Genomic DNA, 20,663 nt, shown 5'->3' on the forward strand with positions numbered 1-20,663 from the left:
ACCCCGGTCAGACTTTCGGCCGATGTGACGGCACGATCAGCCCGGCCTCGTACGCGTACACCACCACCTGCGCCCGGTCCCGCAGCCCCAGCTTGGCCAGGACCCGCCCGAGATGCGTCTTCACCGTCGCCTCCGCCACCTCAAGGCGGCCCGAGATCTCGGCGTTGGACAGGCCGCGCGCCACCATGAGCAGCACCTCGCGCTCGCGCGGCGTCAGGTCGGCCCCCGGCACCGGCTCGTCCGTCGGCAGGTGCGTGGCGAACCTGTCCAGCATCCGCCGTAAGGTGCTCGGCGAGACCACCGCGTCGCCCGCGTGCACGATCCTGATCGCGCTGACCAGGTCGGCCGTGGGCACGTCCTTCAGCAGGAACCCGGCCGCGCCCGCCTTGACCGCCGCGAACGCGTACTCGTCGAGGTCGAACGTGGTCAGGATCAGCACTTTCGGCCCGTTGATGCGCTTGGTGGCCTCGACGCCGTCCATGTTCGGCATGCGCACGTCCATGAGCACGACATCCACCTCGGTGGTCTCTAGCATCTCCAGCGCTGAGAGCCCGTCTCCGGCCTCCGCCACCACCTCGATGTCCGGCTGGGCCGAGAGCACCATCCTGAACCCGGCCCGCAACAGCTGCTGGTCGTCGACGAGCATCACGCGAATCACCCGGTCGCCTCCTCTACGCCGCGTTGACCATGGGCAGCCTGGCCAGCACCTCGAAGCCGCCGCCCTGCCGGGGACCCGCCGAGACGGCGCCGCCGTACATGCCGGCCCGCTCGCGCATGCCGATCAGGCCGTGGCCGTCAGAGCTACTGGGCGCGGCCGCGCCCCTGCCGTCATCGGTCACGCGTACGACCAGCTCCGGGCCGCTGTAGTCGATCTCCACGACCGCCTGCACGCCGGGGCCGCCGTGCTTGAGCGCGTTCGTCAGCGCCTCCTGGACGATGCGGTAGACCGCGAGCTGCTGGCCCTCGGGCAGCTCGCGCGGGACCCCGCCGACCTCCAGCCGGGCGGGCACGGCCGAGCCCCGCACCAGCTCACCGAGCTGTCCGAGGCCGGGCTGCGGGGTGTAGTCGATGATCGTCGCCTCGTCCTCGCGCAGAACGCCGACCAGCCTGCGCATCTCGGCCAGGGCCGCGCGGCCCGTCTTGGAGATGGCCCTGACGGCCAGGCGGGCCTGCTCGGGATCGGTGTCGAGGGCGTAGCCCGCGCCGTCGGCCTGCACCACCATCACGCTGACGTTGTGTGCCACGACGTCGTGCAGCTCCCTCGCGATCCTGGCGCGCTCGGCCGCCGCCGCCATCCTGGCCTGCTGGTCGCGCTCGCGCTCGGCCCGCTCGGCGCGCTCCTCCAGCCCTTCGAGGTATCGCCTGCGCGTGTTGGCGTACAGGCCGGTCAGCCAGATCGTCACCACGAAGATCGAGCCGCCGAAGAACATGCCGAACGTGGGCGTGTCCCAGTTGACCAGCGCCAGGAACACTCCCAGCTCGGCCACCAGGCACGCGGCCAGCGCCCAGCGGAACGAGCACCTGTAGGCGACCGCCCAGAGCGCGATCAGCACCGCGAGGTTGGCGGGCAGCGGACCGGCGTGCGCCAGCCACTGGCCGAAGCTGACCAGGGAGACGAGGGCGAACGAGGCGACCGGCCGGTCGCGCCAGAGCAGCGGCAGCAGCAGCGCCGCGGACAGGCCCAGGTATCCGGCCACGCCGAGGTACGTGCCGCCCGCCGACGGCTGAAGGGTGGCGTACGGGACCGCCAGGAGGGCGCACAGCGCGGCGAGCGGCGCCACCCGGAGGGCGCCCGCCAGCTTGTCATGGCGCCTCGACCACGCCCGTACCTTGCCGAACACATCCTCACGATATGTACCTCCAGCTGACCGTTGTTCCATCTGGAGGTGGAAGTGCGACTACGACCCAGGTCTTACACGGCGCGGCGCTGGCCCGGGTCTTACGCCGGGCTTACGGTGATTTGGGCATCCTAGTTCCTGGGAGCGCCCCTCTTGCGGGCGAGTAAAGGGAGATCGTGATGGCGGATCATGATCGCGAAGCCGGGTCGCGCGGTGAAGAGGAAGCACCGCGCGACCCTGCCCCCGCGGAGGAGACCGAGGATCTGCACCAGTCCGGAGCGGAGGGGCGGAGCAGGCTGAGGTACGGCGAGGCCCCACCGGGTCCCGGCTTCGCGCCCACCATGCCCTTGGCGTCGCCTTCGCGTCCCGAGTCCTACCGGGACTTCTTCCGGCAGAAGCAGGCCCAGGTCCTCGGCGCCGGACTGATCGGCCTCGTGCTCGGCGGCCTGCTCGGCGGGGGTGCCGTGGCCGCGGTCAGCGGCCTCACGCACCGGGACGAGATGCGCGGGGAAATGTTCTGGGAACCGGGCTTCAGGCACGAGCGTTACCTGGTCCCCGCACCCGGCGCGGTCTGCGACCGGGGGCCGGACGGCGTCCGGTGCGGCAACGTGGCGCCCCCGGCACCTGCTGCTCCTGCCGCTCCTGTCGCCCCGAGCTTCAGCGTGGCGCCCGCCCCCGTGCCGACCAGCACCGGCTAGCCGAGCTAGCGGCGGACGTGCAGGCGGACGACGGTGCCCGCGTCGTCGTTGCGGATCTCCCGGCGGATCCTGCCGACGATCTCCTGGTCCAGCTTGCTCACCACCGCGCCCACATCCGCGGCCGCCGGGCAGGTGAGCCCGATGCGCAGGCTGTGCTCGCCGACCCGTACCTGTGCCCTGCCCAGCCCCTCCACGTTCTTCAGCCCGACGAACAGCATGGCGGTGCCCGTGCCGTTCTGCGCGCCGCGGCGGCCCCAGCCGAGGCTGAGCAGCAGCCAGCGGAGCGAGAGCAGGGCCAGCAGCACCAGGCTCAGGGCCAGTGCCCACAGGGTCCAGGGCTCGTCGAGCGCCTTTCGGGTCTGGGCAGAGAGGACTTTCGCGGTGGCCGGCAGGTCGAAGAAGCGGTCGTGGCCGCGGAGCCAGGCGTAGGTGCCCAGGCTGAGCAGCGTCCCGCCCACGATGGCCAGGCCCATGCGGTTGCCTGTGTACTGCCGCATCTACCGCCCCTTCCTGCGTAGCCGGACCACGACCTCGCCCGTGCCCAGCGTGCCCACGCCCGCCAGCCGGTCTCCCACCGCCGTGCCGATCTGCTTGAGCATGGCGCCCGAGCTCTCCGACTGCGTCACGATCGTGACCTCGATGGTGCGGCGGCGCAGCCGTACCCGGGCCTTGTCCACCCCCGCCACCTGCTGGGCGGCCGCGCGTAGCGTGCGGCGCAGGCCCGCGCGGGTGATGCCGATGACGATCAGCGGGTCGGACGTCTCCACGGGCACCAGCCCGGAGCGGCCCGGCACGAGTGCCAGGAGCAGCATCAGAGTGCCGGCCCCCGCCGCGACCAGGGCGGCGGTGGACAGCTCCGGCCAGGTGGTCTTGCCCGCGAGATCCATGAACTTGTTCACGGAGATCCAGCCGAGCGGGTGGCCGATCAGCCCCGACACCACTTCGGCCGCTGTCGCCCCCAACCCGGCGGCCAGTGCGAGCGCGACGAAGGCTCCAGGGAGGGTACGCGCCGGCCTGAGCGCCCTTCTCGCTCTGCGCAGCCCGGTTTGCCGCGTCGTGACGGCGGCGACGGGCCTTGTCTGCTGAAGCGTGGTCATCACAACGACAGACGTACACGGGTGCCGCGTGACCAGAACCGCGCCCTCGCCGCCCGTTTGCCCGAACATTACGACGCCAGGCACTAATGCGAACAGCGCTCATATTCATTTGTCCTGTATGCCGTTACGCTGCTCATATGGACGATCGCCAGCGCTACGACCGGGCCACAGCGACGCTCGAACCACCGCTCGCGATCCTCGACCTGGCGGCCATGCGGGCCAACGCGGCGGACCTGGTACGGCGGGCGGCGGGCAAGCCGATCCGGGTGGCGAGCAAGTCGGTACGCAGCCGCCCCGTGCTCGAGCGCATCCTGGCCATGGACGGCTTCCAGGGCATCATGGCCTTCACCCTGCCCGAGGCCCTGTGGCTGGCCTCCCATGGCTTCACCGACATCCTTGTGGCCTACCCGACGGCCGATCGGCACGCACTGGCCGAGCTGGCCGGGAACGCCGACGCGGCCGGGCACATCACCGTGACCATTGACTCGCTCGCCCACCTGGACTTCACCGAGGCGGCCGTCTCAGAGGTCCACTCTCGGGCCGAAATCAGGATATGTATCGACATTGACGCCGGATATGTCGCCTTCGGCGGGAAATTTCGGGCTGGAGCTCTCCGCTCGCCCATCCGCGAACCGGAGGAGGCCGCCGACCTGGCCGCCGCCATCGCCAAGCGCCCCGGGTTCAGGCTGGCCGGGCTGATGGCGTACGAGGCGCAGATCGCCGGAGTCGGCGACGCCCCGCCCGCGAACGCCGCCTACACCCGCGCCATCCGCATCATGCAGGCCCGCTCCGCCAGGGACCTCGTCCTCAGGCGCGGCCGCATCGTGAACGCCGTCCGCCAGGTCACCGACCTCGAGTTCGTCAACGGCGGCGGCACCGGGTCGGTCGAGCGGACCGTGCGCGAGAAGGCCGTCACGGAGGTGGCGGCCGGATCCGGCTTCTTCCATCCGAGGCTGTTCGACTTCTACCGCCGCTTCACCGGGCACCCGGCCGCGATGTTCGCCCTGCCGGTGGTCCGCCGCCCGGCCCCCAACACGGTGACCGTGCTCGGCGGCGGCTACCTGGCCTCGGGCGCCCCCGGGCCGAGCCGCCTGCCCCAGCCTTATCTGCCCGCCGGGCTCAGCTACGCCCCTGACGAGGGGGCGGGCGAGGTACAGACCCCGCTGCTCGGCCAGGCGGCCGAGGACCTGCGGATCGGGGACAGGGTGTGGTTCAGGCACGCCAAGGCGGGCGAGATGTGCGAGCGCTTCGACACGCTCCACCTCATCGACGGCGACACCCTGGTGGAGTCGGTGCCCACGTACCGGGGCGAGGGCCGGACCTTCCTCTGAACGCCCGACCGCCCCCGGGTCAGCGGCGCTTGCGGCGGCGCCAGAGCATGATGGCCGCCCCCACGACCAGCACGGCCCCGACCCCGATCAGCACCGGCGCCAGGTCGGGCCGCTCCTCCTCCCAGACCCCATCGGCATCGTCGCTGTACGCGGCCGGCCGCGGCGTCACGCCCAGGGCGTCGCCCACGGACGTCACGAAGTTCGTGGCCCGGCTCTTGACGTCGGCCACCGTGCGCTCGGCGACCCGCTTGGGGCTCACCCGGTCGGCAATGGCGTCAACCGTCTGCGCCAACTCCGCTCGCGTCCGCGCGATCCGCCGCTCCAGCTCGTCGGGATCGGTGTCAGCCATGTCTCTCCTCTCGACCGTAGGCGTGGCCGCGCCCGCTCCGCGTGCCGTGCGAGCTCCGCCCGTTGTGGTCGTGATCAGTCTGTCAGGTCGGCACGCCGTACGGCACGGCGGCCAGGCCGGTAAGTTGGCGGGAAGAACTCAGGAGGGCACATTGACCGAAACCAAGCTCGCGCCCGGCGACGCCGCGCCCGAGTTCACGCTACCCGCCGCCGACGGCACCCCCGTCTCCCTTGACGCTTACCGCGGCAAGCGGGTGATCCTCTATTTCTACCCCGCCGCGATGACGCCCGGCTGCACCAAGCAGGCCTGCGACTTCCGCGACAGCCTCGACCAGTTGACCGCCGAAGGTTTCGTCGTCCTCGGCGTGTCGAAGGACAAGCCGGCGAAGCTGGTCAAGTTCGCCGAGCGCGACGCCCTGACCTTCCCGCTGCTGTCCGACCCCGACCTGGGCGTCCACCAGGCGTACGGGGCGTACGGCACGAAGAAGCTCTACGGCAAGGAGGTCGTGGGGGTCATCCGCTCGACGTTCGTCATCGACGCGGACGGGAAGGTGGAGCAGGCGCTCTACAACGTGAAGGCCACGGGCCATGTGGCGGCGTTGAAGAAGAGGCTCGGCCTGAGCTGACCTCCAACCGCGGGCCCTACATCAAGGGCCCGCGCCCGTCTTCGCAGGCTCAGCTAACACTCGCGCCTCACGCCCATTCGGAGCGCTAAACTATGTGCGGCCCGCTTCCGCGGGAGCTGCGCGGGCGTGGCGAAATGGCATACGCGGCAGGTTTAGGTCCTGTTGGTGGAGACACCGTGGGGGTTCGAGTCCCCCCGCCCGCACACTTATGCACTGGATCGGCCTCTGTTTCGCCCGGCAAAAGTCGCCGTTTGCGAGTGGCAGTTCGGGCACAGCAGTCTCAGGTTCTCTCGCCGATTGTCGAGTGGATTGCCGTTGATGTGGTCCACCTCCAGTGTCAGTGGTTTCCCTTGCCACGTGCCTCCGGTTCCGCACTTGACGCAACGCGCCGGTACGCCGATCTCGTCCAGAGCTCGTCGCAGCACCGCGCCTGGAGTGCGGCTCGCCCTAAGAGGGCGCTGCACGAGAACGGCGGTGGGGTCTCTGCGGGGCTTGCTCATTACCGAACTGGTGATCTCGCGTTCGAAGTGTGCCGTGTCGATGGCATAGCGCGCGATGCTCCGGAGGAGACGCCGCCGATTCGTTTCGCTGACGGGCAGGCCGAGACGGCGCATCATCGACGCCACCGATCGGGATTCTTTCGCCGCGGATCTGACCTCGTTCTCGTCCAGGCGGAGACGCCGGAAGCCGGTGGGCTCGGCGATGTCGAAAGACCGGAGCTGACGGCGGACCTCTTCCCGTGACCTCCCGCTCTCGGCCACGCCAAGACGCCGCAGAATTTCCCGCATGCTCTTCGCGCCCTTGGCCGCCTCTTCAAGGGCGCCGCGCTCGAACTGCTCGGGCAGCGCGCCCCATCGACGCCCGGGAGCGTGGGAGAAGTGCGATATGTCAATGCCAAGAGCTTGGATCCGGCGGTCTGATATGCGAATGTGCCCCACCGCTACGGGTGATATTGAGGTGGTCGAGAACTTCGTAGACGCTCGTCGATGCCGCCGCTGCCGCGGACAGGATCTCGAGGGAATATTTACTTCGCGATGTGCGACGGAAATGGCTGGTGTCGATGCCGAGTGCGGCTATTTTCCGGCCCAGGCTCGCCCGCCGGCCACCGGAGTTTCTCAGGCCCAGCAAGGACAGGACCTCGGTCATCGACCGAGCCTGACGCACGAATCGGGCCAGTTCTTCGGGGCTGGGATCGATATTCGGCATGGACGTAGCCTACGGCCGGGGACCGACACTTTCGGGAAATCGGTCCTGCCCGTTCTCGCTAATCGGCTATTTCCCGAAATGGCCGATTATTCAGCACTCGATCACGTTCACGGCGAGTCCGCCCCGCGACGTCTCCTTGTACTTGTCCAGCATGTCCCGGCCCGTGTCCCGCATGGTCTTGATGGCCTTGTCGAGGGCCACGAAGTGGCGGCCGTCGCCGCGCAGGGCGATCCGGGCGGCCGTGATGGCCTTGTTGGAGGCCACCGCGTTCCGCTCGATGCACGGGATCTGGACCAGCCCGCCGATCGGGTCGCAGGTCAGGCCCAGGTTGTGCTCGATGCCGATCTCGGCCGCGTTCTCCACCTGCTCGGGCGTGCCGCCGAGGACCTCGGTAAGGGCGGCCGAGGCCATCGAGCAGGCCGAGCCGACCTCTCCCTGGCAGCCCACCTCGGCGCCCGAGATCGAGGCGTTCTCCTTGAACAGCACGCCGATGGCGCCCGCCGTCAGCAGGAAGCGCACCACGCCCTCCTCGTCCGCGTGGGGGATGAAGCGGGTGTAGTACGTCAGGACCGCCGGGATGATGCCGGCTGCGCCGTTGGTGGGGGCGGTGACGATGCGGCCGCCCGCGGCGTTCTCCTCGTTGACCGCCAGCGCGAACAGCGTCACCCAGTCGATGGCCTGCAGCGGGTCCTTCTCGGCCGACTCGGACTGCAGGCGGCGGTGGAGCTGGTTGGCACGGCGCTTGACCTTGAGGCCGCCGGGCAGGACGCCCTCCTTGGTGATGCCGCGACGCACGCACTCGGACATGACCTCCCAGAGCCGCAGCAGGCCCGAGCGGATCTCCTCTTCGGTGCGGCCGAACGCCTTCTCGTTCTCGAGCATGAGCGCCGAGATGGACAGGCCCGTGTTGGAGCAGTGCTTGAGCAGCTCTTCCCCGGTGGTGAAGGGGTAGGGCAGGACGGTGTCGTCCGGCTTGATGCGGTCGGCGCCGGTGGCCTTCTCGTCCACGACGAAGCCGCCGCCGACCGAGAAGTAGACCTTCTCCCTCAGCTTCTCGCCATCGGCCGTGTACGCGGTGAAGCGCATGCCGTTCGGGTGCTCGGGCAGCGAGATCTTGCGTTCGAAGACGAGGTGCTCGCCCACGACGAAGGGGATCTCGTGCGTCCCGTACAGCTTGACCGTGCCCGACTCGCGCATCCCGGCCAGCCGGGCGTCGATGGAGTCGACGTCCACCAGCTCGGGCTTCTCGCCGGAGAGGCCGAGCAGGACCGCCTTGTCGCTGCCGTGGCCCTTGCCGGTCAGGCCGAGCGAGCCGTACAGGATGGCCTCGACGCGCGTGACCTGCGAGAGCAGGCCGTCGTCGTGCAGCCCGCGGGCGAACTTGTGCGCGGCCGCCATCGGGCCTCCCGTGTGGGAGCTCGACGGGCCGATGCCGATCTTGAAGAGGTCGAAGACGCTGATCGCCATTGATGTGCGCCCTTCATGCAGGGCCGGGGCCCGCGAGGGGCCCCGGCTGGTGGATCAGGATTCGCCCGAGGTGAGCGCCGTGTACTCCTCGGCGGAGAGCACGTCTTCGGGCTCGCCTTCGACGCGCACCCTGAACATCCAGCCCTCGCCGTACGGGTCGCTGTTGACCAGGCTCGGGTCGTCCACGACGACCTGGTTCACCTCGACGATCTCACCGCCGACGGGGGTGTAGATCTCGTTCACCGACTTGGTGGACTCCACCTCGCCCACGGAGTCGCCCGCCTCGACGGTCGAGCCGACCTCGGGGAGCTGCACGTAGACGACGTCACCAAGTGAGTCGGCGGCGAAGGCCGTGACGCCGACGGTCACGGTGATGCCGTCGTCGAGGCCCGCCACCCACTCGTGCTCCTTGGTGTAGCTCAGGTCGTCAGGGATGTTGCTCACTTGTTCCTCCTGTAGAAGGGCAGCTCTACCAGGTCCATAGGTTCTTGGCTGCCCCGGATGTCCACGGCCAGGCCTGATTCGACGCCGGCGTCCACGTAGGCCATCGCGATGGGCCTTCCCAGGGTCTGGGAGGGCGCACCGCTCGTGACCTCGCCGACTACGGCGCCGTCCTTGGTGACCGGGTAGCCGTGGCGCGGCACCCGGCGTCCCCGCGCGACCAGGCCGACGAGACGGCGCCGCGGCGTGTCGTCCTTGACCGCCTCGAGCGCCGACCTGCCGACGAAGTCGCCCGGCTTGTCGAATTTCACCACCCTGCCCAGCCCCGCGTCGAATGGGGTCAGTTCGACGCCGAGTTCGTTCCCGTACAGCGGCATGCCTGCCTCGAGCCGGAGGGTGTCGCGGCTGGACAGGCCGGCGGGCTTGAGCCCGTACGGCTTGCCCGCCGCCATGAGCGCGTGCCAGAGCGGCACCGCGTCCTGATTGGCGACGAACAGCTCGAACCCGTCCTCGCCGGTGTAGCCGGTGCGGGCGATGAGTGCCTGCCGCCCGTCGACCAGCCCGGGCAGGCCCGCGTAGTACTTGAGCCCGGCGAGGTCGGCGTCGGTGAGCGTGGCGAGGATCTCCTGGGATCGGGGTCCCTGCACGGCGATGAGTGCGTACTGGTCCGAGCGGTCCTCGACCACCACGTCGTACGCCTTCGCACGCTCTTTCAGCTCATTCCCGACTTTTTCGTAGTTCGAGGCGTTTGCTACGACCATGAACTCCGCGTCGCCGAGCCGGTAGACGATGAGGTCGTCGAGCACCCCGCCGCGCTCATTGACGATCATGGTGTACCTGGCCCGACCGGGCACCAGCGCCGACAGGTGGCCGACCAGCGCGTAGTCGAGGGCCTCACCGGCCTGCGGCCCGGTCAGGAAGATCTCCCCCATGTGCGAGAGGTCGAACAGCCCGGCCGACTGGCGAACGGCGTTGTGCTCCGCGGACTCGCTCCCGTACCGGAGCGGCATGAGCCACCCCGCGAAGTCGGTGAGCGTGGCGCCGAGGCTCTCGTGAACGTCTCGTAGCGGTGTGGGTCGGGACATTTGTCGCACCTCTGGACAGGATCGGATGCCAGCATCCTCCCCCTCTGTCATCGATGCCTGAGAGCTTCGCCCGAGTTTTGCCGGACTTTCACCTTCGGCGAGGCCCCACAGGCCTGCTTTCCAGAGGTCACCATTGGCCGTGCGGTCCTTTGCCTTGAGAGGTTTGCGGGGAGGGCTTGCTCCTTCAGGGACCCTGACCGGCTGTCAGGGCGCTCTCCCGCACGGTTATGCCGGTGATGTCCGCAAGCCTAGTGGTGTGATGGCGGTGTTGTCGCGTTCTGGCCCCTCATGAACCGCTCCGGGGGTCGTGACGTCGAAAGGGTATGAATCGGCGAACAGCGGCTTTCGGCTTGGTTGCCTCCCTGGCCCTCGCGAGCTGTGGCACCTCGCACGTCGCTCGCGGCGGCCGCCCGGCCGTCAGCAGGCGGCGATGAGGGCCTCGAAGAGCGCGCAGTCCTCGGCGGCCTCCGGGTGCCACTGCACGGCCACGGCGAAGGGGGCCGAGTCCAGCTCGACCGCCTCGATCGTGCCGTCGCCGGCGGTGGCGGTGACGGTGAGGCCGGGCGCGAGGCGGTCGATGGCCTGGTGGTGATAGTGGGGGACCGTCACGGGGTCGGTGCCCAGCGCCTTGGCCACGCGGGTGCCGGGGACGGCGGTGACGGGCAGCGGGCCGAAGCGGCCGGGCGCGGGGGAGTGGCCCGCGTGCCCGACCACGTCGGGGAGGTGCTGGTGGAGGCTGCCCCCGAGGGCGACGTTGAGCACCTGGAGCCCGCGGCAGATGCCCAGGTACGGCAGGCCCGCGTCGAGGGCCGCAGTGAGAAGGGCAAACTCCGCCTCATCGCGAAATTTGCGGATATAGCCGGTTTGTGCCCTAGGCGACTCGCCGTACCTCGCCGGGTCGATGTCCCCGCCACCGGCCAGGATGAGCCCGTCCAGGCGGCCCACGATCCGCGCGGGCTCGCCGGCCGGCGGCAGCACGACCGGCTGCCCGCCGGCGCGTACGACCTGCTCCACGTACATGTACGGCAGAAGCGCCACGGTCATGTCCTCCCAGACCGTGAACTTCGCCGGCTCGACGTACGACGTGATGCCGATGACGGGACGCTGCACGATGACCCCCAGAGCTAGAGCGGCGTGACGTAGGCGCCGGAGATGCCCCCGTCGACCAGGAACTCGCTGCCCGTGATGAACGACGCGTCGTCGCTGGCCAGGAACGCCACCGCCGCCGCGATCTCCGACGCCTCGGCGAAGCGCCCCACGGGAATGTGCACCAGCCGCCGCTGCGCCCGCTCCGGGTCCTTGGCGAACAGCTCCTGCAGCAGCGGCGTGTTCACCGGCCCCGGGCACAGCGCGTTGACCCTGATGCCCTCCCTGGCGAACTGCACGCCCAGCTCGCGCGTCATCGCCAGCACCCCGCCCTTGGACGCCGTGTACGAGATCTGCGAGGTCGCCGAGCCCATGACGGCCACGAACGACGCGGTGTTGATGATCGAGCCCTTGCCCTGGCGCCGCATGTACGGGATGACGTGCTTGCAGCAGAGGTAGACGCTGGTCAGGTTCACCTCCTGGACCCGGCGCCAGGCGTCGAGGCCGGTCTCCAGGATGGAGTCGTCGTCGGGGGGCGAGATGCCCGCGTTGTTGAAGGCGATGTCCACGCTGCCGTAGGTGTCGAAGGCGGTCCGGAACATCCCGACGACGTCGTCCTCGCTGGTCACGTCGGCCTTGACGAAGAGGCCGCCGACCTCGTTCGCCGCCTTGACGCCCGCCTCCTCGTCGATGTCCACGCAGACGACCTTGGCGCCCTCCTCGGCGAACCTGCGCGCGGTGGCAAGCCCGATGCCGCTGCCCGCGCCGGTGATGACGGCCACCCTGTCCTGCAACCGCTGCACTTGATTCACTCCCATGAGATGAAGACGTTCTTGGTCTCGGTGAAGGCCGCCAGGGCGTCCGGGCCGAGCTCCCTGCCGAGTCCGGACTGCTTGAAGCCGCCGAACGGGGTCCAGTAGCGGACCGACGAGTGCGAGTTGACCGACAGGTTGCCCGCCTCGACCGCCCTGGCCACGCGTAGCGCCCGCCCGACGTCGCGGGTCCAGATGGAGCCGCTCAGGCCATAGGGGGTGTCGTTCGCGATCCGTACGGCCTCGGCCTCGTCCTCGAAGCGCACCACGGACACGACGGGCCCGAAGATCTCCTCGGTGAACGCCGGGTCCGTCACGCCGGGCGTCAGCACGGTCGGCGGGAACCAGTAGCCCTTGCCGTCGGGGCAGGACCCCTGCAGGTAGGGGGTGCCCTGGACGAAGCCGCGCACGCGGTCGAGGTGCTCGGCGCTGATCAGCGGGCCCATCTCGGTGCTCTCGTCGAGCGGGTCGCCGACCTTGACGCCCCGTACGGCCGTCGCGAGGCGCTCCATGAACTCGTCGTACACCGCGGCCTGGACGAGCAGCCGGGACCGGGCGCAGCAGTCCTGGCCGGAGTTGTCGAAGACAGCATAGGGGGCGGTTTTCGCCGCCTTTTCGAGATCCGCGTCTGCGAAGACGATATTCGCGGACTTGCCGCCCAGCTCCAGCGTGACCCGCTTGACATGCTGCGCCGCCTTGGCGGCTATCTCCTTGCCCACCTCGGTCGAGCCGGTGAACACGATCTTCGCCACGCCGGGATGCTCCACCAGGCGGGCCCCCGCGACCTCCCCTGCCCCAGGCAGGACCTGGAGCACCCCCTCGGGGAGGCCCGCGGCGAGGGCCAGCTCGGCCAGCCTCAGCGCGGTCAGCGGGGTCCACTCGGCCGGTTTGACGATCACCGTGTTGCCGGCCGCGAGCGCCGGGGCCATGCCCCAGGACATGATCATCATAGGGAAGTTCCACGGCACGATGACACCGACGACGCCCAGCGGCTCCTGGAACGTGATGTCCACGCCACCGGGCACCGGAATCTGCCTGCCGTGGTCGCGCTCGGGGGCGCCGGCGTAGAAGTGCAGCACGTCACGCACGTTGCCGGCCGCCCAGCGGGCGTTGCCGATCGGGTGCCCGGCGTTGGCCAGCTCCAGCCGCGCCAGCTCCTCGCCGTGCTCGTCCACCAGGTCCGCGAACCTGCGCAGCAGCCGCGCCCGGTCGCCTGGCGAGACCTCGCGCCAGCTCTCGTACGCCTTCCTGGCACGCTCCACGGCCCGGTCGACCTCGGCGGCGTCGGCCAGCTCGACGTCGGCGACGACGTCCTCCGTCGCCGGATTAACGATCTTCATGCGCCCCATTCACATCCGCTCGAAACCACGGAACAGCTCCCAATCCGTCACTGCCGCGTCGAACGCGGCCAGCTCCACCCGCGCGTTGTTCGCGTAGTGCTCGACCACGTCCTCGCCGAACGTCTCGCGCGCCAGCTTCGACCCCTCGAACAGCGCCAGCGCGTCACGCAGCGTGTGGGGGACGGTCTCGGCGCCGGAGTCGTAGGCGTTGCCCTCGTACGCGCTTTCCAGCGGCAGCTCGTTGTCGATGCCGTGCAGCCCGGCCGCGATCAGCGCGGACACCGCGAGGTACGGGTTGACGTCGCCGCCCGGCACCCGGTTCTCCACGCGCAGCGACAGGCCGTGGCCCACCAGCCTGAGCGAGCAGGTGCGGTTGTCCACGCCCCACTTGACGGCCGTGGGGGCGAAGCTGCCGGGGACGTAGCGCTTGTAGGAGTTGATGTTGGGCGCGTACAGGAGGGTGAGCTCGCGCAGGCAGGCCAGCTGTCCGGCGATGAAGCGGGCGCCGAGCGGGGAGAGCCCGTACGGCCCCTCGCCCGCCATCACCGGATCGCCTTCGCTGAGCCGCAGCGAGATGTGGATGTGGCAGGAGTTGCCCTCGCGCTGGTTGGGCTTGGCCATGAAGGTGATCGACTTGCCCTCCTGGGCGGCGATCTCCTTGGCGCCGGTCTTGTAGATGACGTGATGGTCGCAGGTCTTGAGCGCCTCGTCGTAGCGGAAGGCGATCTCGTGCTGGCCCAGGTTGCATTCGCCCTTGGCGGACTCGACGTAGAGACCGGCGCCCTCCATGCTCCGGCGGATCCGCCTGAGCAGCGGCTCGACGCGGGCGGTGCCGAGGAGCGAGTAGTCCACGTTGTAGAGGTTGGAAGGCGACATGTCCCGGTAGCCGCGCTTCCACGCGTCCTCGTAGCTGTCCTCGTAGACGCAGAACTCCAGCTCGGTGCCCACGTACGCGGACAGCCCGCGTTCGGCGAGGCGGGCGAGCTGCCTGCGCAGGATCTGCCGGGGCGAGGCGGTCACGTCGCCGCCGCTCTCCCAGGCCAGATCCGCCATCAGCATCGCCGTCCCCTCGTGCCACGGCACCCTGCGCAATGTCGCGAGGTCCGGCTTCATCACGAAGTCGCCGTAGCCCCGCTCCCAGGACGACATCGCGTAGCCGGAGACGGTGTTCATGTCGACGTCCACGGCCAGCAGGTAATTGCATCCCTCGGAGCCGTGGTGCAGCACCTCGTCGAGGAAATAGCGTGCGGACAGTCTCTTGCCCTGCAACCTGCCCTGCATGTCCGCGATGGCGAGAAGGACGGTGTCGATGCGCCCGGCCGCCACCTCGTCGCGCAGCTCGCTGACGGAAAGGAATCCGGTGCTCGACCCCTCGCTCACGTTGTCCCGCTCCGATCTGGGCTGAGGCGCTTTCCTGCTGATTGGGCTAGTCTTAGACCATTGATGTGTATGCCGGGATCTCTTGTCAAGACCTGAGGACATGTTGGACGAGTCGGCGCGTTTGATGACGGTGTTACGGCCGGTGCGGGCCGGCAACGCCTTCGAGGAGACCGTGGAACGGCTGCTCCAGGTGATCAAGCTCGGCGTGGTCCCGCCCGGCGACAAGCTGCCGCCTGAGCGCGAGCTGGCCGTCCAGCTCGGCATCAGCAGGGTCACCCTGCGTGAGGCCATCCGCGCGCTGTCGGACGCCGGCTATCTCGACGTGCGCCGGGGGCGCTACGGCGGGGCGTTCGTCACGTACGTGCCGCCCAAGCCGGACGCCGGCGATCTGCGGCAGGTCGTGGCAGAGATGGGCATGGACGACCTGTCGGACGCGCTCACGTTCCGCCTGGCCGTGGAGTGCGGGGCGGCGCAGGTTCTGGCCACGTCCGGTCTGACGGAGGAGAAGCGGGCCGTGCTCTGCCGCCGGCTGTCGGATCTGAACGAGGCCCCGATCGAGGACTACCGCCGCCTCGACACGGCCTTCCATCTGTCCATCGCCGAGCTGACCGGCTCGACCCTGCTCGCCACGGCGTGCGCCGACGCCCGCTCGCGGGTCAGCGACCTGCTGAACGCGATCCCGATGCTCCAGGTCAACCTGGACCACGCCGCCGTGCAGCACCAGGCCATCGTGGACGCCATCCTCTCCGGCGACGCCGACGCGGCCCGGCGGGCGGTGAGCGAACACCTGGAGGGCACGGCAGCTCTTTTGCGGGCATTCCTGTCCTGAGGCATGGAAGGGGCGGACGGCTCGTACCATCTGTTTCTAGGGTTATGGAGCACTGGTTTCAGCAGAGCATCATCGCTACAGGACGGCTGCCGCTGTTCTGTTACTTCGTCACGCTCATCGTGGCGTTCATCGCCACCCGTATCAACGTCCGCCTGATCAGGGCGAAGCTCGGCTGGTTCCGCAACGTGAACGTGGGCGAGATGCACATCCACCACGTCGTGTTCGGTGTGGTGCTGATGCTGGTCGGCGGCGTCTCCGGGCTCATCGTCTCCTTCGCCTCGCAGGCCGGCTACGCCGCCGCCGCCTGCATCTTCGGCATCGGGTCCGCGCTGGTGCTGGACGAGTTCGCGCTGATCCTGCACCTGCACGACGTGTACTGGGAGGAGGAGGGGCGCACCTCGGTGGACGCGGTCTTCATCGCGGTCGCCGTCACCGGCCTGCTCCTCATCGGCCTGCGTCCCCTGACCTGGGACTACGGCACGCCGGTCAACCCGGCCGCGCTGATCGTGGCCAATCTCCTGCTTGCCGTCATCACCCTGCTCAAGGGCAAGATCTGGACGGGGATGGCGGGCCTGTTCGTCCCGCCGATGCTGCTGGTGGGCGCGGTACGGCTGGCCCGCCCAGACTCCCCGTGGGCCCGATGGCTCTACGCCAAGAAGTCACCGCGCAAGATGGCCACGGCCATACGCCGTGAGGAGCGCTGGCGGCGGCCGGTGATCAAGGTCAAGATCGCCTTCCAGGAGTTCCTCTCCGGGCGTCACGATCTGCCTTCCACGCGGCGTGGCCGTCGGCATGGTTGAGGTGTCGGTGTACAAGATCGTGATCGCCACCGGTCGGCGGGCCGATTACGGGACGCACCTGAACGCCGATCACCTCGTCGCCGACTGGCCGCTGCTGCGGAGGGGGTTCGGGCGCGGTGAAGTCGACGGCGACGTGGACTATGACGACCCGGATTTGCCCAACATCGACTGATTTCCGTCGATCAGCGGCGTGAGCAGCGGGCGTTTGGCGGTGCGGCCGTCGCCGGAGGAGCGGCCGAGGAGGCGGCGGCCGATCCAGGGGCCGGCGAATGTGGCGAACCACCGCATTTCAGCCGAGGCCGCGCGCCAGGCGCCCAGGGTGGGCAGCGGCGGGAGCGGCGCCATCCACGTGTCGTCGGCGCCGGGAAGGTCCAGGGCGTGGGCGACGGCGGCGGCGAAGCGGGCGTGGCCGCTCGGGTTCGCGTGCAGCCGGTCGACGCTCCACATCCGGGCATCCGTGGCGAAGTCGAGCGAGAACGTGTCCACCAGCGTGACCCCGGGGCGGGCGGCGGCCTCGCGGACGCGGGCGTTGAAGTCGATCAGCCTGGGCCGGAGCGGGCGGGCCAGCGGCGCGATCCTGGCGATGTCGGGGAAGGTCATGGTGACCACGTGCGCGCCCGCGGCGGTCAGCTGGGCGATCATGTCCGCCACGATGTCCGCCACCGTGGCGGCGTCGAAGCCGGAGCGGATGATGTCGTTCATGCCGGCCATGACCGTGACCAGGTCGGGGCGCAGTGCCAGGGCGGCGGGCAGTTGCTCTGCCCGGATCTGGGCCGCCTGACGGCCGCGGACCGCGAGGTTGGCGTAGAGGAGGTCCGGGTTGGCGGCGGCCAGGTGCTCGGCGAGCCGGTCGGCCCAGCCGCGATGGCCGACGGTGTCGTCGCCGTCCCCGAGCCCCTCGGTCTGGCTGTCGCCAATCGCGACGTAACGGGCATACGTCATGAGTTCGTCCTTCGTGTGTGGGCTGCTCGCCCGGTCAGCGCTCGGGCGGTCTCCAGGCACCAGTCGCGCATCTCCCGCTCCAGGCGGCACCCCGCGAGACCGGAGAGGTACGGGCCCACGTGCTCGCCCTGGCGCAGGAACGTCGCCTCGTCCTGGTCGCCGCGCATGCGCTGGAGGATCTGCTCGAACAGGGCGAGCTTGGCGGCTGCCTCCTCGGCCCGCTCGCGGAGCTGCTCGATCACGGGCCCCGGATCGACGTGGTCCACGGCGTGCACCTTGACGGCGAGGTCGTCGCGGATGAGCAGCGGCTTGGACGGAGTGGCCGCGAAGGTGGCGAGCTCTGCGGCCCCGGCCTCCGTGACGGTGAACATCCGCTTGTTGGGACGGCCCGTCTGGACGACCTCCCGACCCGCGATCAGCCCGTCGGCCTCCAGCTTGGTCAGCTCGGCGTAGAGCTGCTGAGGGGCGGCGTACCAGAAGTTGGAGACGCCGACGTCGAAGATCTTGGTGAGCTGGTAGCCGCTGTACTCGCCGCCGAGCAGCGCCGCCAGCACCGCGTGTTTCAGGGCCATGGATAGTCATGTCCATGAATGGTCATGGACATGACTATAGGCCGTGGGGCGTACCGGTGCTAGAGGGTGGCAACCGAGCGGAGGGCCAGGCCCGCGCCGAGCAGCACCACCATCGCGGCCGTGCCCACCGGGGCCAGGCTCGAGAGCCTGGCGGCCAGGCGGCGGCCCGCCGTGGCACGTCGTTCCAGGCGGTCCACGAGCTTGACCAGGAGCAGGCCGGTGACGGTGAGGGTGGCGGCCATGCCGAGGCCGTAGGCGGTCACCAGCGCCACACCGAACCACGTGCGGCCGAGCGCGATGGCCCCGAGGAGGACGACGAGGGCCGAGGGGCTGGGGACGAGCCCGCCCGCGATGCCGAGGCCCACCAGGCCTGCCCGTTTTGTCGCCCGCTCGCCCCCGGCCTCGCTCTCATGCCCGTGCCCGTGACCGTGCCCGTGCCCGTGACCGTGCCCGTGCCCGTGACCGTGCCCGTGCCCGTGCCCGTGCCCGTGACCGTGGCCGTGGTCGTGCGGTGAGGTGCCGCGGCGGGCGTTCAGGAGGAGGCGGAGGCCGATGGCTGCGATCAGGGCGCCGCTGGCCACGCCCAGCCAGGCCAGCACCGACTCGCCCGCCAGCGCCGTGAACACGCTCAGCAGCAGCCCCACCACCAGCACCCCGACCGTGTGCGTGGCCGTCACCGTAGCGCCCACCACGAGCGCGTCGCGCGGGCGCCCGCGCCGCCCGGCCAGGTACGCGGCCATGATGGTCTTGCCGTGACCGGGGATCAGCGCGTGCCCGGCCCCCAGCACCACGGCCAGCCCGACCGCCAGCAGCCCGAGCGGGACCGTCAGCGAGTCGGAGCCGATCAACCCCGTGAACGTCCGGTCCAGGGCGGCCAGGGCGTCCCCGATCGGCCCGCCGATCCCCATCCCTCCCGGCACCGTGCCGCCGCCGGGAGCGCCGGAGGCGGGCAGGTTCGCGCCGGGGGCGACGGTCAGCGCGGCGGTGCGCTGGTCGAGCGGGTTCGCCAGCAGGTCGTCGGGGTACGCGTGCAACTCCCTGCTCACGCTCACGGAAGGCACCGAGGAGCGGACCAGCCGCACCCCGTCGCCCACGGCGGTGATCTCGCGCCAGCCGATCCTGTCCTGCTCGAACCCGTCCGCGAACTCCACCGCCCCCGCGGCGCGGACTTCGGCGACGAGCCGGCAGGTCAGGCGGCTGGTCTGGAGGCCCCCTTGGCCGGGGGCGTACGCGAAGGAGGAGCCGGCCACGCGCCACGGCACCGCCGTGCCCGCCACCGTGAGCCGCTGGGCGGCGGCCAGCGCGGCGCAGCGGCGGGCCGCGTACGAGCCGTCCACCTGCGGCCTGGCCTGCAGCGACGGCAGCTCGGCCAGATCCACGACGGCGAGGCTGCGTACCTCGGAGGGCGAGACGCGCAGGCCGTTGTAGTGGTTGACGGTGAAGTTGCCCAGCGGGTGCATCGTCACAGGAGCGGCCTGGGCGGCCCCAGGGCCGAGCAGGGCGCCGAGCAGGAGGCTCACACAGAGGGACAGCACGACGAGCCGGACCGGTCTCATGAGAACCTCGCCAATGCGGGAAGCGTCGGGTCGAAGCCGGCGTCCACCTTGACGGACCGGCCGAGCGCCTGCTCGATCTTGGCGCGGTGGTATTTCAGCAGCGGGTTCCGCCAGCCCGTGGCGGTGGCCTTCTTCGCGTACGGCAGCGCCTCGGCCGGCTTGCCGGCCTTGAACAGGGCCCAGGCCAGGGCGTCGGCGGCGACGAGGTTCGGGTTGCGCGCGTACTCGGCCCTGGCGTGCTTGACGGCCGTCGCCGGGTCCCCGTGGTCGGCCTCGAACTCGGCCCACGTCAGGTCGTCGCGCACGCCCGCGGCCCGGAACAGCTCGCGCTGCGCCTTGAGCAGCGTCCAGTCGGCCGTCTGGCCGGCCTTGAGCCTGGTCTCGCCCTGCTCCATCAGGTACTGGGGGAGGGGCAGGCGTTCGACGACCGTGTCGTACAGGGTCAGCGCCTCCGTCAGGCGGCCGCTCAGCGCGGCGGTTCTCGCCTGGCCCGCGAGCGCAGGCGTGTAGGCGGGGTAGGCCTGCAGGGCCTTGGCGTACCAGCCGGCCGCCGTGGCGACGTCGCCGGAGTGGAGCGCCAGCTCACCCAGGTAGTAGCGGGCGTAGGCGACGTCGGCGGGCGACCAGGCGTCGCTCTCTGCCATTTCGAGGTATTTGCGGGCCCCGCCCAGGTCGCCGCGCAGCTCGGCCGCGTACGAGGCGCGGGCGAACGCCGCCACTCCGGGGCGCAGGCCCATCATCTCGTCCACGGCCCGCTGCGCCCCGCGCAGGTCCCCGAGCTGCGTCTTCGCGTCGGCCAGCACGCCGTAGGCCGCGGCGCCGTACGGGTTGGCGTCGAGGGCACGCTCGGCCAGCCGTACCGCGTCGGCGAACTCGTGGCGGCCCGCGGCGAGCGCCGCCTGGCCGGTGAGCACCGCGTCGTCGCCGGACTTCAGCTTGGCGGCCGTGGCGATCGCGCCTTCCGCCTTGGTGTAGTACGACGGGTCGCCGGTGATCCTGGCCTGGTCGACGTACTGGGAGGAGAGCTGGGCCCAGCCGCGGTAGTCGCCCGGCAGGCGCTTGAGCCGCTCCTGCAGCGTCTCGGTGAACGGCTTGGCCTGCGCCACCGGCTGCCGCGAGGGCGACGCCGAGAACGAGAAGATCGTGAAGGCCATGGCCCCGAGGAGGGCCAGTCCGGCGAATACGGCGAGGGAACGCATGTCCAAGGCT

General features: G+C 70.2%; 24 protein-coding genes, 1 tRNA gene and 1 riboswitch. Of the genes, 7 read left to right on the forward strand and 18 right to left on the reverse strand.

Translation table 11 applies throughout. From position 1 onward, the window contains the following. Positions 1 to 7: 7 nt before the first annotated feature. Together ACQPWU_RS10810 and ACQPWU_RS10815 are read right to left on the reverse strand one after the other, a co-directional pair. Positions 8 to 658: a response regulator transcription factor gene (locus ACQPWU_RS10810; protein ID WP_433438739.1), complete on the reverse strand. Its 651-nt coding sequence runs from the start codon at positions 656 to 658 to the stop codon at positions 8 to 10. A 13-nt stretch (positions 659 to 671) separates the two neighbouring features. Beyond that, the gene (locus ACQPWU_RS10815; protein ID WP_433438741.1) at positions 672 to 1,841 is read right to left on the reverse strand and encodes a sensor histidine kinase; all 1,170 of its coding nucleotides are present in this window, start codon (positions 1,839 to 1,841) and stop codon (positions 672 to 674) included. Positions 1,842 to 2,017: 176 nt separating this feature from the next. Between ACQPWU_RS10815 and ACQPWU_RS10820 the strand changes: the two genes are divergently transcribed. After that, the gene (locus tag ACQPWU_RS10820; protein ID WP_433438742.1) at positions 2,018 to 2,536 is read left to right on the forward strand and encodes a hypothetical protein; all 519 of its coding nucleotides are present in this window, start codon (positions 2,018 to 2,020) and stop codon (positions 2,534 to 2,536) included. Positions 2,537 to 2,541: 5 nt separating this feature from the next. On the opposite strand, the gene ACQPWU_RS10825 is transcribed toward ACQPWU_RS10820, so the two are convergent. Together ACQPWU_RS10825 and ACQPWU_RS10830 are read right to left on the reverse strand one after the other, a co-directional pair. Then, positions 2,542 to 3,033, reverse strand: a complete 492-nt coding sequence (locus tag ACQPWU_RS10825; protein WP_433438744.1) for a hypothetical protein — start codon at positions 3,031 to 3,033, stop codon at positions 2,542 to 2,544. Beyond that, positions 3,034 to 3,633 (reverse strand): DUF6286 domain-containing protein, encoded by a 600-nt coding sequence (locus ACQPWU_RS10830; protein ID WP_433438746.1) that lies wholly within the window; start codon positions 3,631 to 3,633, stop codon positions 3,034 to 3,036. Positions 3,634 to 3,770: 137 nt separating this feature from the next. On the opposite strand from ACQPWU_RS10830, the gene ACQPWU_RS10835 reads away from it, so the two are divergent. Continuing rightward, the gene (locus ACQPWU_RS10835) at positions 3,771 to 4,964 is read left to right on the forward strand and encodes an amino acid deaminase/aldolase (protein WP_433438748.1); all 1,194 of its coding nucleotides are present in this window, start codon (positions 3,771 to 3,773) and stop codon (positions 4,962 to 4,964) included. 19 nt (positions 4,965 to 4,983) lie between these two features. Here the strand turns inward: ACQPWU_RS10835 and ACQPWU_RS10840 are convergent, their stop codons facing one another. Continuing rightward, positions 4,984 to 5,313, reverse strand: a complete 330-nt coding sequence (locus tag ACQPWU_RS10840) for a DUF3618 domain-containing protein (protein WP_433438750.1) — start codon at positions 5,311 to 5,313, stop codon at positions 4,984 to 4,986. A gap of 151 nt (positions 5,314 to 5,464) precedes the next feature. On the opposite strand from ACQPWU_RS10840, the gene bcp reads away from it, so the two are divergent. Next, positions 5,465 to 5,938 (forward strand): thioredoxin-dependent thiol peroxidase, encoded by a 474-nt coding sequence (bcp, locus tag ACQPWU_RS10845; protein WP_433438752.1) that lies wholly within the window; start codon positions 5,465 to 5,467, stop codon positions 5,936 to 5,938. A 120-nt stretch (positions 5,939 to 6,058) separates the two neighbouring features. Beyond that, positions 6,059 to 6,141, forward strand: a tRNA-Leu gene (locus tag ACQPWU_RS10850). 3 nt (positions 6,142 to 6,144) lie between these two features. Here ACQPWU_RS10850 and ACQPWU_RS10855 read toward each other — a convergent pair. The 9 genes from ACQPWU_RS10855 to ACQPWU_RS10895 form a co-directional block, all read right to left on the reverse strand. Beyond that, positions 6,145 to 6,876, reverse strand: a complete 732-nt coding sequence (locus ACQPWU_RS10855; RefSeq protein WP_433438754.1) for an HNH endonuclease signature motif containing protein — start codon at positions 6,874 to 6,876, stop codon at positions 6,145 to 6,147. After that, the gene (locus ACQPWU_RS10860) at positions 6,827 to 7,144 is read right to left on the reverse strand and encodes a hypothetical protein (RefSeq protein WP_433438756.1); all 318 of its coding nucleotides are present in this window, start codon (positions 7,142 to 7,144) and stop codon (positions 6,827 to 6,829) included. Before ACQPWU_RS10860 ends, ACQPWU_RS10855 begins: the two co-directional genes overlap by 50 nt. Before the next feature lie 90 nt (positions 7,145 to 7,234). After that, complete coding sequence (locus ACQPWU_RS10865; protein ID WP_433438758.1) at positions 7,235 to 8,611, reverse strand: L-serine ammonia-lyase; 1,377 nt, start codon at positions 8,609 to 8,611, stop codon at positions 7,235 to 7,237. Between the two features lie 54 nt (positions 8,612 to 8,665). Continuing rightward, complete coding sequence (gene gcvH, locus ACQPWU_RS10870; RefSeq protein WP_433438760.1) at positions 8,666 to 9,055, reverse strand: glycine cleavage system protein GcvH; 390 nt, start codon at positions 9,053 to 9,055, stop codon at positions 8,666 to 8,668. Beyond that, on the reverse strand, positions 9,052 to 10,137 hold the full coding sequence (gcvT, locus tag ACQPWU_RS10875; RefSeq protein ID WP_433438762.1) for a glycine cleavage system aminomethyltransferase GcvT: 1,086 nt from the start codon (positions 10,135 to 10,137) through the stop codon (positions 9,052 to 9,054). The genes gcvH and gcvT overlap by 4 nt, the downstream gene beginning before the upstream one ends. Positions 10,138 to 10,269: 132 nt before the next feature. Beyond that, positions 10,270 to 10,367, reverse strand: a riboswitch (glycine riboswitch). 187 nt (positions 10,368 to 10,554) lie between these two features. Further along, positions 10,555 to 11,247, reverse strand: coding sequence for a gamma-glutamyl-gamma-aminobutyrate hydrolase family protein (locus ACQPWU_RS10880; RefSeq protein WP_433438764.1), 693 nt, complete (start codon positions 11,245 to 11,247; stop codon positions 10,555 to 10,557). 14 nt (positions 11,248 to 11,261) lie between these two features. Beyond that, complete coding sequence (locus ACQPWU_RS10885) at positions 11,262 to 12,026, reverse strand: 3-oxoacyl-ACP reductase (RefSeq protein WP_433438766.1); 765 nt, start codon at positions 12,024 to 12,026, stop codon at positions 11,262 to 11,264. A 5-nt stretch (positions 12,027 to 12,031) separates the two neighbouring features. Continuing rightward, on the reverse strand, positions 12,032 to 13,375 hold the full coding sequence (locus ACQPWU_RS10890; RefSeq protein WP_433438768.1) for an aldehyde dehydrogenase family protein: 1,344 nt from the start codon (positions 13,373 to 13,375) through the stop codon (positions 12,032 to 12,034). A 9-nt stretch (positions 13,376 to 13,384) separates the two neighbouring features. Next, on the reverse strand, positions 13,385 to 14,755 hold the full coding sequence (locus tag ACQPWU_RS10895) for a glutamine synthetase family protein (protein WP_433438770.1): 1,371 nt from the start codon (positions 14,753 to 14,755) through the stop codon (positions 13,385 to 13,387). Between the two features lie 124 nt (positions 14,756 to 14,879). Here ACQPWU_RS10895 and ACQPWU_RS10900 point away from each other — a divergent pair, with 124 nt between their 5' ends. The 3 genes from ACQPWU_RS10900 to ACQPWU_RS10910 are packed head-to-tail and all read left to right on the forward strand — an operon-like array spanning position 14,880 to position 16,556. Further along, positions 14,880 to 15,584: a FadR/GntR family transcriptional regulator gene (locus ACQPWU_RS10900; protein ID WP_433438772.1), complete on the forward strand. Its 705-nt coding sequence runs from the start codon at positions 14,880 to 14,882 to the stop codon at positions 15,582 to 15,584. A gap of 44 nt (positions 15,585 to 15,628) precedes the next feature. Then, positions 15,629 to 16,384, forward strand: a complete 756-nt coding sequence (locus ACQPWU_RS10905) for a hypothetical protein (RefSeq protein WP_433438774.1) — start codon at positions 15,629 to 15,631, stop codon at positions 16,382 to 16,384. Positions 16,385 to 16,391: 7 nt separating this feature from the next. Continuing rightward, positions 16,392 to 16,556 carry a hypothetical protein gene (locus ACQPWU_RS10910; RefSeq protein WP_433438776.1) on the forward strand — a complete coding sequence of 55 codons (165 nt, stop codon included), beginning with the start codon at positions 16,392 to 16,394 and terminating at the stop codon, positions 16,554 to 16,556. Here the strand turns inward: ACQPWU_RS10910 and ACQPWU_RS10915 are convergent. Genes ACQPWU_RS10915 through ACQPWU_RS10930 form a run of 4 tightly spaced genes read right to left on the reverse strand, consistent with a single transcriptional unit; the run spans position 16,523 to position 20,653 of the window. Continuing rightward, positions 16,523 to 17,326, reverse strand: a complete 804-nt coding sequence (locus ACQPWU_RS10915) for an SGNH/GDSL hydrolase family protein (protein ID WP_433438778.1) — start codon at positions 17,324 to 17,326, stop codon at positions 16,523 to 16,525. The genes ACQPWU_RS10910 and ACQPWU_RS10915 overlap by 34 nt on opposite strands. After that, a complete protein-coding gene (locus ACQPWU_RS10920) occupies positions 17,323 to 17,898 on the reverse strand; it encodes a PadR family transcriptional regulator (protein ID WP_433438780.1) in 576 nt (191 codons plus the stop codon). The genes ACQPWU_RS10915 and ACQPWU_RS10920 overlap by 4 nt, the downstream gene beginning before the upstream one ends. A gap of 59 nt (positions 17,899 to 17,957) precedes the next feature. Continuing rightward, positions 17,958 to 19,454, reverse strand: coding sequence for a nickel/cobalt transporter (locus ACQPWU_RS10925; protein WP_433438782.1), 1,497 nt, complete (start codon positions 19,452 to 19,454; stop codon positions 17,958 to 17,960). Beyond that, complete coding sequence (locus tag ACQPWU_RS10930) at positions 19,451 to 20,653, reverse strand: tetratricopeptide repeat protein (RefSeq protein ID WP_433438784.1); 1,203 nt, start codon at positions 20,651 to 20,653, stop codon at positions 19,451 to 19,453. Before ACQPWU_RS10930 ends, ACQPWU_RS10925 begins: the two co-directional genes overlap by 4 nt. Positions 20,654 to 20,663 lie beyond the last annotated feature (10 nt).

The organism is Nonomuraea sp. CA-141351, assembly GCF_050944675.1.
In the GTDB taxonomy this organism is placed as follows: Bacteria; Actinomycetota; Actinomycetes; order Streptosporangiales; family Streptosporangiaceae; genus Nonomuraea.

What these genes read in the sequence shown, in the direction of transcription:
- ACQPWU_RS10905 (WP_433438774.1), top strand. Translation starts at nt 15,629, where the DNA reads ATGGAGCACTGGTTTCAGCAGAGCATCATCGCTACAGGACGGCTGCCG.
- ACQPWU_RS10835 (WP_433438748.1), top strand. Translation starts at nt 3,771, where the DNA reads ATGGACGATCGCCAGCGCTACGACCGGGCCACAGCGACGCTCGAACCA.
- gcvT (WP_433438762.1), bottom strand. Translation starts at nt 10,137, where the DNA reads ATGTCCCGACCCACACCGCTACGAGACGTTCACGAGAGCCTCGGCGCC.
- ACQPWU_RS10920 (WP_433438780.1), bottom strand. Translation starts at nt 17,898, where the DNA reads ATGGCCCTGAAACACGCGGTGCTGGCGGCGCTGCTCGGCGGCGAGTAC.
- ACQPWU_RS10825 (WP_433438744.1), bottom strand. Translation starts at nt 3,033, where the DNA reads ATGCGGCAGTACACAGGCAACCGCATGGGCCTGGCCATCGTGGGCGGG.
- ACQPWU_RS10860 (WP_433438756.1), bottom strand. Translation starts at nt 7,144, where the DNA reads ATGCCGAATATCGATCCCAGCCCCGAAGAACTGGCCCGATTCGTGCGT.
- ACQPWU_RS10925 (WP_433438782.1), bottom strand. Translation starts at nt 19,454, where the DNA reads ATGAGACCGGTCCGGCTCGTCGTGCTGTCCCTCTGTGTGAGCCTCCTG.
- ACQPWU_RS10865 (WP_433438758.1), bottom strand. Translation starts at nt 8,611, where the DNA reads ATGGCGATCAGCGTCTTCGACCTCTTCAAGATCGGCATCGGCCCGTCG.
- ACQPWU_RS10890 (WP_433438768.1), bottom strand. Translation starts at nt 13,375, where the DNA reads ATGAAGATCGTTAATCCGGCGACGGAGGACGTCGTCGCCGACGTCGAG.
- ACQPWU_RS10900 (WP_433438772.1), top strand. Translation starts at nt 14,880, where the DNA reads ATGACGGTGTTACGGCCGGTGCGGGCCGGCAACGCCTTCGAGGAGACC.
- ACQPWU_RS10915 (WP_433438778.1), bottom strand. Translation starts at nt 17,326, where the DNA reads ATGACGTATGCCCGTTACGTCGCGATTGGCGACAGCCAGACCGAGGGG.
- ACQPWU_RS10840 (WP_433438750.1), bottom strand. Translation starts at nt 5,313, where the DNA reads ATGGCTGACACCGATCCCGACGAGCTGGAGCGGCGGATCGCGCGGACG.
- ACQPWU_RS10820 (WP_433438742.1), top strand. Translation starts at nt 2,018, where the DNA reads ATGGCGGATCATGATCGCGAAGCCGGGTCGCGCGGTGAAGAGGAAGCA.
- ACQPWU_RS10830 (WP_433438746.1), bottom strand. Translation starts at nt 3,633, where the DNA reads ATGACCACGCTTCAGCAGACAAGGCCCGTCGCCGCCGTCACGACGCGG.
- ACQPWU_RS10930 (WP_433438784.1), bottom strand. Translation starts at nt 20,653, where the DNA reads ATGCGTTCCCTCGCCGTATTCGCCGGACTGGCCCTCCTCGGGGCCATG.